This is a genomic window from Roseivivax marinus, assembly GCF_900109705.1.
Classification (GTDB): domain Bacteria; phylum Pseudomonadota; class Alphaproteobacteria; order Rhodobacterales; family Rhodobacteraceae; genus Roseivivax; species Roseivivax marinus.
Window position 1 is genome coordinate 128,663 of sequence record NZ_FOAI01000003.1, and the last position, 16,253, is coordinate 144,915.

14 protein-coding genes are annotated in these 16,253 nt (G+C 68.6%); 5 read left to right on the plus strand and 9 right to left on the minus strand.

Features of this window, described 5'->3' with window-relative positions:
* The first annotated feature begins 587 nt into the window (after positions 1 to 587).
* A complete protein-coding gene (locus tag BMX29_RS05050) occupies positions 588 to 3,164 on the plus strand; it encodes an Ig-like domain-containing protein (RefSeq protein ID WP_092810931.1) in 2,577 nt (858 codons plus the stop codon).
* Positions 3,165 to 3,251: 87 nt separating this feature from the next.
* Here the strand turns inward: BMX29_RS05050 and BMX29_RS05055 are convergent, their stop codons facing one another.
* The gene (locus BMX29_RS05055; RefSeq protein WP_092811288.1) at positions 3,252 to 3,872 is read right to left on the minus strand and encodes a nucleotidyltransferase family protein; all 621 of its coding nucleotides are present in this window, start codon (positions 3,870 to 3,872) and stop codon (positions 3,252 to 3,254) included.
* Between the two features lie 224 nt (positions 3,873 to 4,096).
* On the opposite strand from BMX29_RS05055, the gene BMX29_RS05060 reads away from it, so the two are divergent.
* Positions 4,097 to 5,242, plus strand: a complete 1,146-nt coding sequence (locus BMX29_RS05060; RefSeq protein ID WP_175471133.1) for a histidine kinase dimerization/phosphoacceptor domain -containing protein — start codon at positions 4,097 to 4,099, stop codon at positions 5,240 to 5,242.
* Here the strand turns inward: BMX29_RS05060 and BMX29_RS05065 are convergent.
* Genes BMX29_RS05065 through BMX29_RS19140 form a run of 4 tightly spaced genes read right to left on the minus strand, consistent with a single transcriptional unit; the run spans position 5,184 to position 9,198 of the window.
* On the minus strand, positions 5,184 to 6,500 hold the full coding sequence (locus tag BMX29_RS05065; RefSeq protein ID WP_043843733.1) for an HlyC/CorC family transporter: 1,317 nt from the start codon (positions 6,498 to 6,500) through the stop codon (positions 5,184 to 5,186). The two genes, BMX29_RS05060 and BMX29_RS05065, sit on opposite strands and share 59 nt — an antisense overlap.
* 58 nt (positions 6,501 to 6,558) lie before the next feature.
* Complete coding sequence (locus BMX29_RS05070; protein WP_092810935.1) at positions 6,559 to 7,485, minus strand: site-specific tyrosine recombinase XerD; 927 nt, start codon at positions 7,483 to 7,485, stop codon at positions 6,559 to 6,561.
* Positions 7,482 to 9,059 carry a hypothetical protein gene (locus BMX29_RS05075; protein WP_244889149.1) on the minus strand — a complete coding sequence of 526 codons (1,578 nt, stop codon included), beginning with the start codon at positions 9,057 to 9,059 and terminating at the stop codon, positions 7,482 to 7,484. The genes BMX29_RS05070 and BMX29_RS05075 overlap by 4 nt, the downstream gene beginning before the upstream one ends.
* Positions 9,049 to 9,198, minus strand: a complete 150-nt coding sequence (locus BMX29_RS19140; protein ID WP_164490714.1) for a hypothetical protein — start codon at positions 9,196 to 9,198, stop codon at positions 9,049 to 9,051. The genes BMX29_RS05075 and BMX29_RS19140 overlap by 11 nt, the downstream gene beginning before the upstream one ends.
* Before the next feature lie 100 nt (positions 9,199 to 9,298).
* Between BMX29_RS19140 and BMX29_RS05080 the strand changes: the two genes are divergently transcribed.
* Both BMX29_RS05080 and aroB read left to right on the plus strand, forming a co-directional pair.
* On the plus strand, positions 9,299 to 9,868 hold the full coding sequence (locus tag BMX29_RS05080; RefSeq protein WP_092810937.1) for a shikimate kinase: 570 nt from the start codon (positions 9,299 to 9,301) through the stop codon (positions 9,866 to 9,868).
* Positions 9,865 to 10,998, plus strand: coding sequence for a 3-dehydroquinate synthase (gene aroB, locus BMX29_RS05085; protein ID WP_092810939.1), 1,134 nt, complete (start codon positions 9,865 to 9,867; stop codon positions 10,996 to 10,998). Before BMX29_RS05080 ends, aroB begins: the two co-directional genes overlap by 4 nt.
* A gap of 10 nt (positions 10,999 to 11,008) precedes the next feature.
* Here the strand turns inward: aroB and BMX29_RS05090 are convergent, their stop codons facing one another.
* Entirely contained in the window at positions 11,009 to 11,686 is a 678-nt protein-coding gene (locus tag BMX29_RS05090) for a site-2 protease family protein (RefSeq protein ID WP_092810941.1), read from the minus strand.
* Between the two features lie 473 nt (positions 11,687 to 12,159).
* The gene (gene ssb / locus BMX29_RS05095; protein WP_043843769.1) at positions 12,160 to 12,678 is read right to left on the minus strand and encodes a single-stranded DNA-binding protein; all 519 of its coding nucleotides are present in this window, start codon (positions 12,676 to 12,678) and stop codon (positions 12,160 to 12,162) included.
* Positions 12,679 to 12,980: 302 nt separating this feature from the next.
* Between ssb and BMX29_RS05100 the strand changes: the two genes are divergently transcribed.
* Positions 12,981 to 13,601 carry a lytic transglycosylase domain-containing protein gene (locus BMX29_RS05100; RefSeq protein ID WP_092810943.1) on the plus strand — a complete coding sequence of 207 codons (621 nt, stop codon included), beginning with the start codon at positions 12,981 to 12,983 and terminating at the stop codon, positions 13,599 to 13,601.
* Between the two features lie 117 nt (positions 13,602 to 13,718).
* Here the strand turns inward: BMX29_RS05100 and BMX29_RS05105 are convergent, their stop codons facing one another.
* Both BMX29_RS05105 and BMX29_RS05110 read right to left on the minus strand, forming a co-directional pair.
* Positions 13,719 to 15,377 carry an ABC transporter substrate-binding protein gene (locus BMX29_RS05105; protein WP_092810945.1) on the minus strand — a complete coding sequence of 553 codons (1,659 nt, stop codon included), beginning with the start codon at positions 15,375 to 15,377 and terminating at the stop codon, positions 13,719 to 13,721.
* A complete protein-coding gene (locus BMX29_RS05110) occupies positions 15,374 to 16,252 on the minus strand; it encodes a helix-turn-helix domain-containing protein (protein ID WP_081749703.1) in 879 nt (292 codons plus the stop codon). The genes BMX29_RS05105 and BMX29_RS05110 overlap by 4 nt, the downstream gene beginning before the upstream one ends.
* Position 16,253: the final 1 nt, after the last annotated feature.

Sequence of the window (16,253 nt, forward strand, 5' to 3'; positions counted from 1 at the left end):
TCCCCGGCAGATGCGATATTGGCGCCGCAGGGTGGACAACACTGCGGTGTCTGGCGCGCCAATTTCCGCGCAAATGTGGTTTTGCCAAGACCGACTGCCCAAGTTTCCGATCAGGAAACGTGTAAATCCTAAACACGTTAAAATCAGCAAATTTCCAGCAAATGCTGGGCGATTGGATCGCTTGACCGGAAACAGTCGCGCAACCCCTGCAAGAAGGCGTCGCTTACAACACCCTTAATGGTGGCGCTGGCAAGGCAAGCTGCCGCGATTGCGCCATTTTTTCCTTTGTCGGGCTTCGCCCCGGCGCTATCACTGACCCAAGCCCAACTGGGGGGCGATGACTGCTGGCCAGGGGGTGGCCACACCAAATCAACGTCGGTCCGCCGGATCGGCCGGCTCGTGTGGCCCGGTTTGCTCCGGGACCCGCCCTGACAGGTCTTGCCTGTCGTCAGCAATGGGCGCGGGGACACGAGTCCCGCCGGTTCCTTTCCGGAAAGACGCACGTGGAAATCGACGTCGCCCAGGCGGCGGCCGCATTCGTGCGGCCTCGGGGATGCCCCGGATCTGAATGTGGAGAGGGTCAATAGATGACTGATCAAGTTGGAAACACGGCCCCGGACGCCCAGGACGACGCGGTCAACACGAAGACGGCCACGCCGGTCACCATCTCCGTTCTGGACAACGACAGCGACGCAGACGGCGACATCCTGGGCATCAGCTTCGTCAGCATGCCGAGCAATGGCAGCGTCGTAGTGAACGACGACAACACGATCACCTACACGCCGACCTATGACGACTTCACGGGCTTCGACAGCTTCACCTACGAGATCGACGACGGGAACGGCGGCACCGACACCGCGACCGTCAACGTGACTGTCTCGAACGACGGCGACGGCAACGCGCCGCCGACCGCCGTTGACGACGCCTTCAAGACCACCGAGGGCACCGCGGTCGAGGCCGATCTGCTGGCCAACGACACCGATCCCGACAACGACATCCTTGGCGTGTCCTTCATCGGGATGCCGGAGAACGGCACCGTGACGCAGGCCGATCCGCTCGGACCCATCGTGTACACGCCGAACCCGGGTTTCACCGGGACCGACACCTTCGTCTACGAGGTCGATGACGGCCAGGGCGGGACCGATTTCGGCCAGGCCACCGTTACCGTGAACGTGGGCGGAGGCGAGAACGGCGCGCCGAGCGCGGGCGACGACAGCATCAGCACCCCGGCCAACACGCCCGTCACGATCCCGGTCCTGTCGAACGACACCGACCCGGACGGCGACCCGCTGGCCGTCACGGGGCTTACCTCGGACTCCGACGGCTTCGTGGTGAACGCCGACGGTACGGTCACGTACACGCCTAACGAAGGCTTCGTCGGCACCGAGACCGCGACCTACACCGTGGACGATGGGCAGGGCGGCACCGACACCGCCGAGATCACCGTTACTGTCGAGGGCAATCGCGACGGCATCGTCGAGGGCACGCCCGGTGACGACCTCATCGACGAGGATTACCTTGGCGATCCCGACACGCCGAAGGACCGCATCGACAACGAGGACGCGATCCTCGACGACGACGCGCCCAACGACGACCGCGTGGTGGCGGGTGATGGCGACGACACCGTCAACTCGGGCCCGGGCTCCGACTCGGTCGAGGGCGGCGCCGGTGACGATCTCATCAACACGGGCCAGCCGTTCAGTGCGGGCGCCATCGATACCGACGTGATCCCGGTCGAGGATCTGCCCGAAGGCAGCCCCTTCACCCAGGCCGACGACCCGTTCAACGGCTTCGACGAGGATGATGACCCCGAGGACGACCGTGACTTCGTCGATGGCGGCGAGGGCAACGACACGATCTACACCGGCGACGACCGGGACACGATCTACGGCGGCGCGGGTAACGACGTGATCGAGGGCGGCGTGGACGACGATCTCGTCTACGGCGGCGACGGAAACGACCTGATCACCGACGCGCAGGGCGCCGACACGATCTATGGCGGGGCCGGCGACGACACGATCATTGCGGGCACGGACACCTATACCGACGAGCCGACGGACGAGTTCCCGGCACCGCTCGGCTTCGAGGGCGACCCGAACACCGACGACGGCCGCGACCTGGTGGACGGCGGCGCCGGCAACGACCTGATCCAGACCGGCGACGACGACGACACGGTCTACGGAGGCGCCGGCAACGATACCATCGACGCGGGCATCGACGACGACCTCGTTTATGGCGGCGACGGTGCGGATTCGCTGATCGGCGGGCAGGGCAGTGACACGCTCGATGGCGGGGCGGGGGTCGACACGATCCTAGGCGGTGCGGATGCCGACGTCATCACCGTGGCGAGCGCCGAGGAAGGCGCGGGCGACGTGGTGCAGGGCGGCTCCGAGGGCGACGACAACGACGTGCTCGATCTGACCGGCGTTGGCCGCGATGGCTTCCGCCTGACCAACGTGCGTCCCGACGACGACGGCCCGGACCGCGAGTCGAACGGCATCGACGGCACCGTCGAGTTCCTCGACGGCGAGGGCAACGTGACCGGCTCGATGGACTTCTTCAACATCGAGGAGGTCATCCCCTGCTTCACCCCCGGCACGCTGATCGCGACGCCGCAGGGCGAGCGGCTGGTGGAGGACCTGCGCGAAGGCGACAAGGTCATCACCCGCGACAACGGCATCCAGGAGATCCGCTGGACCGGTCGCAAGGACCTCACCCCGTTCGAACTCGCGCGCAAGCCGCACATGAAGCCGGTGCTGATCCAGAAGGGCGCTCTCGGCAATGGCCTGCCGACCCACGACATGCTCGTATCGCCGAACCACCGGATCCTCGTGAACAACGACAGGACCGCGCTCTACTTCGAAGAGCGCGAGGTTCTCGCGGCGGCCAAGCACCTCACCGGGCTCGAGGGCGTGGACGAGGTGACGGCGCTCGGCGTGAGCTACATCCACTTCATGTTCGACGCCCACGAAGTGGTCCTGTCGAACGGCGCGTGGACCGAGAGCTTCCAGCCCGGCGATTACAGCCTCAAGGGCATCGGCAACGCGCAGCGCACGGAAATCCTCGAGCTGTTCCCGGAGCTGGAGCACGACCAGGGCATTCGTGCCTACGCCTCGGCGCGCCGGTCGCTGAAGCGCCACGAGGCAGAGCTTCTGACCAAGTAACGGCATATGCAGCTGGCCGGAGCGCCCCGTGCGCGCCGGCAGACGGACAGGGGTGGCTTCGGCCACCCCTGTTTCGTTCCGGCGGGGTCAGTCCGCGCGATCGGAGCGCCAGGCTGCCCAGGCCTCGGGCGTGTCGAGATCGAGGATCGCGTGGCGGCCGGGCAGGGCGATGGTCTCGCAGGTCACTGACCAGGCGGATAGGACGGGGCGCGCGCCGTGATCGCCCGACAGCTCCGCCAGGGCCGGAAATGCCGCGCGCGGGAAGGCGACGGGATGGCCGGGGGTGCCGTCGGCGGCGATGGCGCGCAGGACGCGCGGCGGATCGGAGGGCCTCTCGGCGGCATCGGCGATCCGCCGCAGGTCGTCCTCCGTCAGCTCCGGCATGTCCGCCGGCACGATCATCACCGCGGCGGCCGAGGCGGGCAGGGCGGCGACGCCTGCGCGGATGGAGGCGGCCATGCCTTCGGCTGCATCCGGAACCGGGACGCGCGTCACCTCGAGCCCGGCGAGAGCGGCCCGGCGGGCCGCCCCGTCCTCACCCGGTGGCAACGTGATCGTGACGGGTCGCCCACTCGCCAGGGCACGCAGAGCCAGCGTGCGCAGCAGCGGTGCGCCCTCGACCGTCTGGAGGAGCTTGTCTCCCGTTCCCCGCATCCGCCGGCCGACACCCGCGGCCAGAACGAGGACGTGACACAATATCGGGCTCATTCCCATTCCCCGGGAGTGCGTTGAATAGACGTTGAAATTTCGTTCGAAGTTCACCGTCGGACGCCGGTATGCCCCATGTTCTGTTGACATGGGGGCACTTGCTCTGTCAAACCCGTTAACAGTAGCATCGCGGCCCCTCACCAGACATGCGAAAGACCGTTTCGGCGCACGTTGCGTCGGTTCACTGTCGGCTTGCCGACACGACACCCCGAGATCGAGCCCAGATGCGCGCACCTACGCCGGAAAACCAAGCCGACAGACTCGAGGAACTCGAGAGCTACGGAATCCTCGACTCCGGGCCGGAGGAGAGCTTTGACGAGGTCGTCGCGCTCGTGCGCCAGCTGTGCGACGTGCCGGTGGCGCTCATCAGTCTCGTGGACAAGGACCGCCAGTGGTTCAAGGCGCGTGTCGGCTTCGCGCCGCCGCAGACGCCCATCGAGATGTCGATCTGCGCCCACGCGATCCTCGAGGACGACGTGCTCGAGATTCCCGACACCTGGGAAGACCCGCGTACCGTCGACAACCCGATCTGCCGCGACGGCGATGAGCCCATGCGCTTCTACGCCGGCGCGCAGCTGGTCAGCGGGTCGGGCTTCGTGCTGGGTACGCTTTGCATCCTCGACACCAAGCCGCGCCGCTTGACGGACGTGCAGAAGCAGGCGCTCAAGACGCTGGCGCGGCAGGTCATGCGGCAGCTCGACCTGCGCCGGGCGCTTCGGAACGAGGCGATCCTGCGCAACGAGATCGACCACCGCGTGAAGAACTCGCTTCAGACCGTGGCCTCGTTCATCCGCCTCTATGGCGCGCGGGCCCGTTCGGAGGAGACGTGCGATGCGCTGGCCGCCATCGGGCGCCGGGTGAACGCGATCAGCCAGCTACACAACGAGCTCTACCGTACGTCGGAATTCGACATGATCCGGCTCGACACGTATCTCAACCGGGTTACCGACCTGTTGCGCGGGTCGTTCACTCGCGGGGTCACCATGCGAACCCATGTGGCGCCAGTGCGGGTGGATTCCCGCAAGGCGGCGACCTTCGCGATGATCGTGTCCGAATTTGCCGCGAACGCGATCAAGCACGCCTTCCCCGACGGCCGCGAGGGCGTCATCACCGTGTCGCTTTACCGTGATGAGGAAGATGCGATCCACCTCGTGTGCTCGGACAACGGCATCGGCAACCAGGCGCAGTCGCTCACGGCTGCCGACGACGAGGTAACCTCGATCGGCATGCGGCTGATGGAAAGCGCCGCCGAGCAGCTCGGCGGTCACATGGACCTGCAAGGCACGCCCGACGGCTACCGGCTCGAGCTGGTCACGCCTCCCGGTTCTGCCGAAGCGGGGCCTCGAGAGGTCTTATTTTCAGCCGAGTGAGGCGGTTGTTTTCGCGGCCCGCGACCTCGAAGCGGAAGCCGTGGAAGCTGAAAGCCTGTCCCACGGTCGGGATCATCTGCGCTTCGTGAATGACGAGGCCCGCGACGGTGTTCGCCTCGTCGTCGGGAAGATTGTAGTCGGTCGCGCGGTTAAAGTCGCGGATCGTCATCTGCCCGTCGATCCAGAAATTGCCGTCCTCGGCCACGGTGATCGTGTGATCGGCATCGGGGTCGAACTCGTCCGTGATCTCGCCCACGATCTCTTCGAGGATGTCCTCGAGCGTGATGAGGCCCTGCAGGGCGCCGTACTCGTCCACAACCAGGGCGAAGTGGGTGCGGCGCTTGAGGAACTGGCGCATCTGGTCGTCGAGTGACGTCGTGTCGGGGACGAAGTAGGGCTCCATCGCGACGTCGGCGATCTTGAAAGACCGCAGCGCGTCCATCGAGCTCTCGGCTCCCTCCATCAGCTTGTACATCGCCCGGAGCAGGTCCTTGGCGTGGATCAGGCCGATGATGTTCTCGGGGTCATCCTTGAACACCGGCAGGCGCGTGTGGCTGGATTCGAGGCACTGCTGCAGGATGTCCTGCGGGTCGTGGTCGGCGTTGATCATTTCGATCGCCGACCGGTGGAGCATGACCTCCTCGACCGTGCGCTCGGCAAGGTCCAGCGCGCCGAGGATGCGGTCGCGGTCCTCCTTCTCGACGACCCCCTCGGAGTGGCCGAGATGCAGCGCGCCGGCGATCTCCTCTCGCACGGCGAGGATCTGGCTGTCCGGGTCGGTCTGCACGCCGAACTGGCGCAGGATCACCCGCACGAACCAGCGCACCGCGCCCACGACGGGCGAGAACACCCGGATCACCAGCGCGATGACGGGCGCCACGCGCGTCGCGGCGGTCTCGGGATTGGTGATGGCGTAGGTCTTGGGCAGCACCTCGGCGAAGATCAGGACGAGCAGCGTCATGATGAGCGTCGCCAGCGCCACGCCGGATTCGCCCAGAAGCCGGGTGAAGAGCGCCGTCGCCAGCGAGGTGGCGAGGATGTTCACGAGGTTGTTGCCCAGGAGGACCGAGCCGATCAGGCTCTCGTTGTCCTCGGTGATCTGAAGCGCGCGCTCGGCGCCCTTCGAGCCCTTGTCGACCGCCGCGCGGAGCTTGCCGCGCGAGGCCGCGGTCAGTGCCGTCTCCGATCCCGAAAAGAACCCCGACAGAAAGAGCAGCCCGATGATGGCGGCTGAAGTGATCCAGAAGGCGGCGTCCATTTGGTCCTTGTCTCGGTTGTGGCGGTTCTGACGTGTATGTGGTCCGGCGCGCCCGGCTTCAAGGCTCGCGCGCGAGCGGATGGTGTTCGAGCACCAGGCTTTTCAGCCGTTCCTCGAGCACATGGGTGTAGATCTCGGTCGTGGCGAGGTCGGCATGGCCGAGAAAGGTCTGGATCGCGCGGAGATCCGCACCGTTCTCCAGCAGATGCGTCGCGAAGGCATGGCGCAGCGTGTGTGGCGTGACCTTGGCCGGCGAGACACCCGCGGCGACTGCGATGTCCTTGATGAGCACGTAGAAGCCGTGGCGCGTGAGGTGCCCGGATTTGCCGCGCGAGGCGAAAAGGTGCGGGCTGGTGGCGCGGCCCCCCTTGCGGGCAAGCGCCTCCTGCGCATCGCGCCGATCGAGCCAGGTGGCGAGAGCCGCACGGGCGGGCGGACTGAGCGGGACCATCCGTTCCTTTCCGCCCTTGCCCTTGATCAGCAGCATTCGCGGGTCGCCCTTGGCCGCGGTCAACGGCAGCGACACCAACTCCGACACCCGCATTCCCGTGGCGTAGAGCACCTGCATCAGGCAGGCATTGCGCAGCCGGTCGTCGGCGGTGCGGCCGGTGGTGGTGGCCGCATCGAGAAGTCGGTCGACCTCTTCCATGCTCAGGGTCTTGGGCAGGCGCTTGTCGCGGCCGGGCCCGGAGATCTGGATGGCCGGATTGTCGGCGCGCCAGCCTTCCTCGAACGCGAACCTGTAGAGCTGCTTGATCGCCGAGAGCCGGCGCGCACGGGTCGACGTGGCAAAGCCCTGGGCATCGCAATGCACGAGGTAGGCTTCCACGTCGGCGCGGTCGGCCTCGGCAAAGCCGCGCCCGCGCGTCGCCAGCCACCCGGAGAAGTCCATCAGGTCGCGGCCATACGCCAACTGCGTGTTGGTGGCCGCGCCGCGCTCGGCGGCGGCGGCCTCGAGGAAGGCCGAGACCCAGCGTTCGCTCACCTCAGCGTGTCCTCGGTCAGGATCGCGAGCTGCAGCGCCGCACGCCGGGCGGTATCCTCCAGCCCCAGCGCCCGTAGGGTCGCCAGCGCTTCGGTCAGGTCGTCTCCGTTGCCGGCCGCGCCGGTGCCGAACCGGTCGATGGTGCGCAGGATCGCCTCGCCCAGCCGGTCCTCCCCGGACAGCGCCAGCAGGTCGGTGTCGCCCCGAGCGGCTGATCCGAAGGCGCGGCCGATGGCGGCGGCGTGCGGCAGGTCGGACGGGATGACCGGGGGCGCCTCGCCGCGGGCGACAGCACCGAGGAACCGCAACTCGGCCGGGCCGTCGTCGATGGGCGGCGCCAGTGCTTCGTATTCCTCGGACAGTAGCGCCACGTGCTCGGCGTAGCGAGCTGCGGCGCCGTCGAGATCCATGGCGGCGAGGTCCGGGCCGAAGATCTGCGCCACCGGGACGGCAAGTCCGGCCTCGACCATCATCGGCCAGGCCGTGCGCAGCGCCTCTGCCGTGGCCTTTGCGTCATCGCGCGAGATGGCGGCGTCGAGTTCCTGGACGGCTTCGACCCGCTCCCAGACGCCGCCAGAGGCCGCAGGTTCCCGCATGGTGTAGATGCCGAGCAGGCGGTTGTCGGACAGGGCCCCGGCGCGGGCCAGGCGCTCGGCCGATTCGATCTGAGCCTTCCAGCCATGCTCTCCCGACAGGTCGGCCACGGCGAAGGCACGGGGCAGGGCGCTCGTCGGGACCGGCTCGCCCACCGCCTCGGCCAGAACGTAGGTCAGCGGTGTCGGCTCGGTGGCGGGGGGCAAGCTGGGCAGGCTTTCGGCGATCTCGGGCGACAGGAACCGCTCAAGCAGGTCGGCCTCGCGGCCTGACACTTCGCCGAGGGCACGGGCGCTTTCGAGCGCAAGCGCGGCCCGCGGCCAGTCGCCCTCGCGTGCCGCGCAGAAAATTCGCGGGCCGACATCCCGTGTGAGCGCCGGGTTCTCGGTCAGCGCGGCGCAGGGCCGGTCCTCCGACCCGCCGAGGAGCGCCACGTCGAACCAGGCTTCGAAAAGCGCCGGTCGCGCGGGACCGGCCCGATCCAGCAGCGCCTCGGCCGCGTCGAGCGCGCCATCCTCGATCAGTCGCCGCACGCGGGCGGCGAGCAGCCGGCCGCCATCCTCCGGCGGGTCGGCCTCGGCCAGCATGAGCGTGTTGAGAAGCGCCGACAGGGCCGGCACCGCGGGATCGGCGTCCTCGATCAGCCGCACGAGCCGGCCGGGATCGGACCCCTGCCACATGGAGCGCGGCAGGCCCGTCACCGACATCGGCAAGAGGCCCGCGGCGCCCGCGACGGGCTCTCCGAGGGACTGCTCGCGGACCGAGGGCGCTGTCGCGTCCGATGTCACCGGCGGCTCGTCGATGCGGCGCGGCTGTTGCGGCGGCTGGGTGTCGTGGGCGCGTGCCTCGGTCGTGCCGGCGGGCGGCGCGATGGCCGGCTCCGCGCGATCTTGCCCCAACCAGTCGATTGCCGACAGCGGCGCCTCGGCGGACGCGGGTGCCGCAAGCGTCAGTACAAGAAGCGCGGCCTTAGTCGACATCCAGTTCGACCGGCACGCTGATCGGCTCGGGCTCCGGCGCGAAGCTCACGCCGAAGAAGGGTGCGGCATAGGCGTAGACAACCAGCGCAGCCACGGCGAGCACCACGAGATAAAACAACCATTTCAGAATGCGGCCCATCGTTCTGCCCGTCCCTCGGCCCAGTATTTTTCGCACTTATAACTGGCCTTTCCGCCGAGTTCACGTCATTCACGCGTGAAATTCGGAAATTGGGCAAGCGATGGCCGAACAAACAGCGACACCCGGGATCGCCCTGCTGAAACCCGTCGTCATGGTGGGCATGATGGGCGCCGGAAAGACCGCCGTGGGGCGGGCCGTCGCCGCGCGGCTGGGCGTCCCCTTCGTCGATTCCGACCACGAGATCGAGGCCGCGGCGAACATGACCGTGGCCGAAATCTTCGCCCGCGACGGCGAGGCGTTCTTCCGTGACCGCGAGGCCGAGGTGATCGCCCGGCTTCTAAGTGGCCCGCCCAAGGTCCTTTCGACCGGGGGCGGCGCGTTCCTGCGGGCCGAGAACCGGGCGGCCATCGCGCAGCGCGGCGTGTCGGTCTGGCTGGACGCAGACCTCGACCTGCTGTGGATGCGGGTGCGTCAGAAGCCGACGCGGCCGCTCCTGAAGACCGCCGATCCCTACGGCACGCTGCGCGACCTGCTGTCGAGCCGAGCGTCGGTTTACGCGCGCGCCGATCTGGTGGTACGGGCGGAGCCGCGCTACTCGGTCGACGACACCGCCCGCCGCGTGATCGACACGCTGGCCACTCGCCCCGACGTTCTGAAGGGATCGCCATGACCGACACACTCCACGCGTCCGACACCGTGCGAGTGTCGCTCGGCGAGCGCGCCTACGACGTCCGCATCGGCCCCGGGCTGATCGCGCGCGCCGGGCAGGAGATCGGCGATCTGCTGGCCCGCGACCGGGTCGCCGTGGTCACCGATGCCCGCGTGGCGGACCTGCATCTGGAGCCCCTGCGCGCGGGCCTGGCCGCGCACGGGATCGCTTGCGAGGCACTGGTCCTGCCCGCGGGCGAGAGCACCAAGAGCTGGGAGCACCTGACCCATACCGTGGAATGGCTGCTGGACCAGAAGGTCGAGCGCCGCGACATTGTGGTCGCCCTCGGCGGGGGGGTGATCGGCGATCTTGTGGGCTTCGCCGCTGCGATCCTGCGCCGCGGTGTGCGGTTCGTGCAGGTGCCGACCACGCTGCTCGCGCAGGTGGACAGCTCGGTCGGCGGCAAGACCGGGATCAACACGCGCCACGGCAAGAACCTCGTCGGCGCGTTCCACCAGCCTGCGCGGGTGCTCGCGGATATCTCCGCGCTGGACACGCTGGCACCGCGCGATTTCCTCGCGGGCTACGGCGAGGTGATGAAATACGGGCTTCTGGGCGATGCGGCGTTCTTCGAATGGCTCGAGGCCGAGGGTCCCGCGCTGCGGGACGGCGACGCGGCCGCGCGCGCGCGCGCCGTGCGGCGCTCTGTCGAGATGAAGGCCGACATCGTGGTGCGCGACGAGACAGAGCAGGGCGACCGCGCGCTTCTGAATCTCGGGCACACCTTCTGCCATGCGCTCGAGGCGGCAACCGGCTATTCCGACCGGCTTTTGCACGGCGAGGGCGTCGCGATCGGGTGCACGCTGGCCTTCGCGCTGTCCGCGCGGCTCGGGCTCTGCCCGCAGGAGGCGCCGGGCCGCGTTGCCGCGCACCTGACCGAGATGGGCGGGCGCACGACGCTGGCCGATATTCCCGGCGCGCTGCCCGACGCGGACGCGCTGCTCGAGCTGATGGCGCAGGACAAGAAGGTGATCGACGGCCGCCTGCGCTTCATCCTCGCGCGTGGCATCGGCGACGCCTTCGTGACCTCGGACGTGCCGCGCGGTGCGGTGCGCGATGTGCTGGACGAGGCGCTGGCGGCCCGGGGCTGATCCCGCTTGCTCAGGGCGCGGCGAATGCCTTTTCGGCCCGCGCGGCCATGAACACGAAGACCGCCACGAGCACGAGCAGGAACCAGCCGGTGTAGACGCCGTAAGCGGCGAACACGACGGCGATGGCCTGGCCCACGAAGGCCGCGATGCGCGTGGCTCGGCGCCGGTCGGTGAAGAAGGCAAGCATCGCGCGCAGCACCCGGCCGCCGTCCATCGGGAAGGCAGGGATCAGGTTGAACAGCACCAGCCACACGTTCACCGCGGCCAGTCGGCTGAGGAACCCGTTGAGCGTGCCGTCCGAGGCAAGCACCGAGATCATGTCGAGACGCCCCACCACCAGGTAGAGAACGCCCGCGATCACGACGTTCACCGCCGGTCCGGCGAGCGCGACGGCGATCTCCTGTCCCGGCTTGTGCGGCATTCGCATCAGGCGTGCGACCCCGCCGATGGGCAAGATCGTGATGTCCGGTGTGCGGATACCGAAGCGCCGCGCCATCAGCGCGTGACCGAACTCGTGCGCGACGACGCAGGCGAAGAGCGCCAGCACGAAGGCCACGTTGAGCGCCGCGGCGACCGCGCCTCCGGCGGACCAGGCCGACCAACCCACGTAGGCGATCAACAGGAAGAAGGTGACGTGCACGCGCAGCTCGGAGCCGAGGAGCCGCCCGATGGAGAAGGACCAGGTCATCGAGGTTCCCTGTCTGGGGTGTTCACCCTGACATAGGGTGCCAAGCGGGCCGGGCGAAGGGTCCCGGACGCGGAGGAAGTCCGCAAGACGGCGTCAGCCGGGGCAGAGCCGGACCCCTTCAGCAACTCGGAGGGACTCCGCGTGAACGTTTCCGCCATCGTCGGTGCGGCCGGAGACAGCGGGATCGGTTTTGTCATACGCGATGCGACCGGCCGATGGCCAAGACGCATGTGCGTGAGTTCGAAGCTCCAAACGTCGTCGCCTGGCAGGCTGTTGGTCGCGGCTGACCGGCGCTCCTTCGGATGCAGAGAAGGGCAAAATCCCGGACGCGCAGCTAATGCCGGCATTCATCCGTCCGTCCCCGACTACGCAACCGGGTCGCTCGGTGCCTCAGGTGGCCGGCATTGTCGGCCGTCAGAAAAAAGCCCCGCCGGTCTGGCGGGGCTTCGTCTTGGTGCCGGTTCGATCCGGGATCAGAACGGGATCTCGTCGTCGATGTCGCGCGACGGCGCGCGCGACGGGCCCGAGCCGCCGCCCGAGGGGCCGCCGTCGTAGCCGCCACCGCCGCCGTAATCGTCGTCGCGGTAGCCGCCGCCACCGCCACCGCCGCCGTAGCCGCCACCACCGCCGCCGCCATCGGCGCGGCTGTCGAGCAGCGTCAGCTCACCGCGGTAGGGGCGGAGCACGACCTCGGTCGAATAGCGGTCCTGGCCGGACTGGTCCTGCCACTTGCGGGTCTCGAGCTGGCCCTCGATATAGACCTTGGAGCCTTTCTTCAGGTACTGCTCGGCGATGCGCGCGAGGGGCTCCGAGAAGATCGCGACCGAGTGCCACTCGGTCCGCTCGCGACGCTCGCCGGTGTTGCGATCCTTCCAGTTCTCGGACGTGGCCACCCGCAGGTTGCAGACCTTGCCGCCGTTCTGAAATGTCCGGGTCTCGGGGTCGCGCCCGAGATTGCCCACGATGATGACCTTGTTCACCGATCCGGCCATGTGCCCTCTCTTCCTGTGCTGGGGCCGTCCGCATCGACGACCCGCGCGGCCCGAAGCGCGGGCCGCGATTCCCGTTTTCCCCGGTCTACACTAGCCGCCGGTGCTGCGGAACCTGATATGCCGCCAAGATGGAAGCCGATCGGTAGTTAACCTGAGGTTGCCGGCGCATGATTGCTCTGCGGACGGTCGATCACGTTCCGGGGGGCCGTGACGCTGCCGGGGGTGACGGAGGCGCGCGGCTCGGCTACAGTGCGCCCAATCCGCAGGCGGACAACGCCGCGGTCTCGGGACAGTGAGGAACAATGACAGGACCCTTGCGCCTTGCGGGCGCCGTGGTGGCCCTCTGCGTCGCCCTGCCTGCAACACCAAGTTTCGCCGACACGCTCTCGACCCAGGGCCGGGCCAGACTTTTCTCGTCGCAGACGCGCGTGCTCGATAGCCGCGCAGCCCAGCAGTACAACAACTCGGTCCGGCTGCAGCCGCCGCAGGTCGTGACCCCGACCAAATGGGGACCGACCGGAGGCGACGCCGCCACCGCGCCGGCCTATACCGGCCGCTACAAGGGGGCATTCCTGCCCGTGGCCCGGCAGGCCGCGCGGCGTCACGGTGTTCCGGAGGACCTGTTCCTGCGGCTCGTTCAGCAGGAATCGGGCTGGAACCCATCGGCAAAGTCGCACAAGGGCGCGCTCGGCCTCGCGCAGCTGATGCCCGGCACCGCGGCGCGACTGCGGGTCGATCCCAACGATCCCGCGCAGAACCTCGAAGGCGGCGCGCGTTATCTCAAGGCCCAGTTCGAGCGGTTCAAGTCGTGGAAACTGGCGCTGGCGGCCTACAATGCCGGCCCCGGCGCGGTCGAGAAGTACGGCGGGGTGCCGCCTTACAAGGAAACGCTGAACTACGTGAAGATCATCTGGGGCGGTTGATCCGTCGCCCCGGGCGCGGTTGGCGCACAGGGCAGGAGCCGAGCCGTGCGGCTCGGTCCCCCGGTTCATCGCTCCCGAAGTCCACCGCCGCTGGTATCGCCCTGCGCTCCGCGCCGTTCAGGCGTCGTCGGCGTAGCCCAATTCATACAGATGAATTTCGAATGCGGGGTGCATGTCGGCCCCGACGACGCCGGGCCGCACGTGCCGGAAAAGCGAGCGCCAGTAGGGCTGCACGATCACCGCGTCATCGCGCAGCATGGTTTCCAGCTCGGCCATGACCGTGGTCCGCTCTTCGGGATCGGCGAGTGTCTGCGCGCGGTCGAGCGCGGCATCGAACTCCGGATTGGCGTAACCGGTCTCGTTCCAGACCGCGCCCGAGCGATAGGCCAGTGACAGCGTCTGGATGCCGAGCGGGCGGTGGTACCACTCGGTGATCGACAGCGGGAAGTCCTTCCATTCCGACCAGAACCGCGAGCCGGGCAGGACCACGTGCTCGGCCTTGATGCCGGCGTCGAGTAGAAGCGCTTCGATCGCGGCCCCGGTGCGCCGGCCGACGCCGTCGTCGAGGGTGACGATCCGGTGGGTCATGTCGTGCCGCCCGGCCTGGATCAACAGTTGCCGGGCATGATCGGGATCGAAGACCGCCGGGCCGATGTCGGCATAGTCGGGCTGGACCGGCGCGACATGGTGGTTCGCCGCGACCTCGCCATGGTTGGCGTAGCCCAGTTCGAGGCAGATGCCGTTGTCGACCGCCTGCGCCAGAGCCTCGCGCACCCGGTGGTCGGCATAGACGGTTTCTCCGTTCACTTCGGCATTCTGGTTGCCGCGGAAAACGACGGTGGCCGCGGTTCCGACCTCCGAGACCTCCCAGCCAAGCTCGGTGGCGATCTCGATGAAGCGCCCGACATTCTCGTAGAGCATGTCCACGCTGTCCGCCACGATCGCCGCGATCCACGAGGCCGGATCGGTGCCCATGTCGAGGAACTCGATCCGGTCGAGCGTTGCCGGTCCCCAGTCGTCGAGGCTCTCGCCCCACCAGTCGTGCCCTTCGGCGCGCACAAGCACGGCTCGGTCGCCGGGCACGATCTCCTCGGGGCGGTAGGGGCCGGTGCCGACGGGATTTTCCGCCATGGTCGCGGGGTCGAAGCCGTCTGGCACCACGGCGGCAGGATAGTCGGCAAGCGCGGCGATGAAGGTCGCGTCGGGCCGCGACAGGCGCACGCGCACGGCGCCGTCCTCGACCGTCACGGCCCCGGCGACCAGCGACTTGGAGACCGGGTCCACGAGGGCCGAGAGGCTCGCCGCCATGACGTTGCCGTCGACACCGGCGTCGCACCAGTACGAGAACATGCGGGCCACGTCCTCGGGGCCGAACGGCGTGCCGTCGGACCACGTGACCCCGTCTCGCACGCGCAGGAGGTATTCGGTCGCGGTATCGTCGACCTCCCAGTCCGCCAGGAGCATCCCGCGCAGGCTGCCGTCGCCGCGATATTCCACGAGGTATTCCAGCCAGCCGCGCGAGACGTTGGCGATCTCCGGCCAGTCGTAGGTGCGCGGATCCTTGAGCGGACGCACGTCCTGCTGGATCCGCAGCGTCCCGCCCGCGCGGCGTGTCGGGGTCTGAGCCCGCGCAGGCGCGGCAAGCCCCCCGAGCGCAGAGGCCGTGGCGGCAGTCAGGCCCAGCGACGTGGCGCGGGTCAGGAACTCGCGGCGCGAGAGCAGGCCGGAGGAAAGGCCCCGGACAAGGCCCGGGACCGCCGGGTGCGTGCGCCTCATGCGCGGCGTCCGACGAGCGCGGGCGCCGGACGTCCGCCTGTCGCGGCACGCGCCCGCAGGGCCGTGGGTGTCTCGCCGGTGTGGTGCTGCATGAATCGCGCGAAGTACGCCGCGCTCGAGAAGCCGAGGGCACTGGCGATATCCTGGATCGCCGGATCGGGATCGCAGAGCAACACGCGGGCCTCGTAGACCACGCGCTCGGTCAGCATGTCCGCGGCGCTCTTGCCACAGGCGGCGCGACAGACGCGGGTGAGGTGTGTGGGCGTGACGTCGAGCATCTCGGCATAGTCGGCCATCACCATGTCCGAGCGGAAGTGCTCGACCAGTGCGGCGGCGAAGCGGCGCACCAGACGGTCGCCCGCGGTCTCGCGCGGCGCGTCGACCGGGCTTTCGGAGGTCTGCCGTTCCAGCCAGACCGAGACCAGCGTCAGGTGCGCGGCCAACGCGTCCTGGGTCATCGGCCGGTCGCGGGCGATCTCGCGTTGCATGGCCTCGATCTCGGAGGTCAGCTCGGCCTGGGCGAAGGTGTCGCGCGGCCGCAGGTGGAGCGGCTCGCGGGGGAGAAGCGGGCTGGCGCCGGGCGGGCTCTGGATCACCTGGCCGAGGCTCTGGGCGCCCATTTCGACTGCCATCAGCGTGCCGGCGGGGAGAAAGATCGCGTTGTTGACGCCAAGCCCGCGACGCACGCCGTTGATGACGATCCGGCCCTGGCCGCGGGTGATCCACAGCAGCAGGTCGTCGGTCCGGTCGTGCAGCAGCTGCATCCGCCACGGTTCGGTCCCGGCCAGCTGCGCGAAGGGTCGGCAGCGTATGACGCGGGGTTCGACCGGCGCGTGGATGCGCGCGGGCTTTCGCAGGAATGCGGGTCCGGTCATG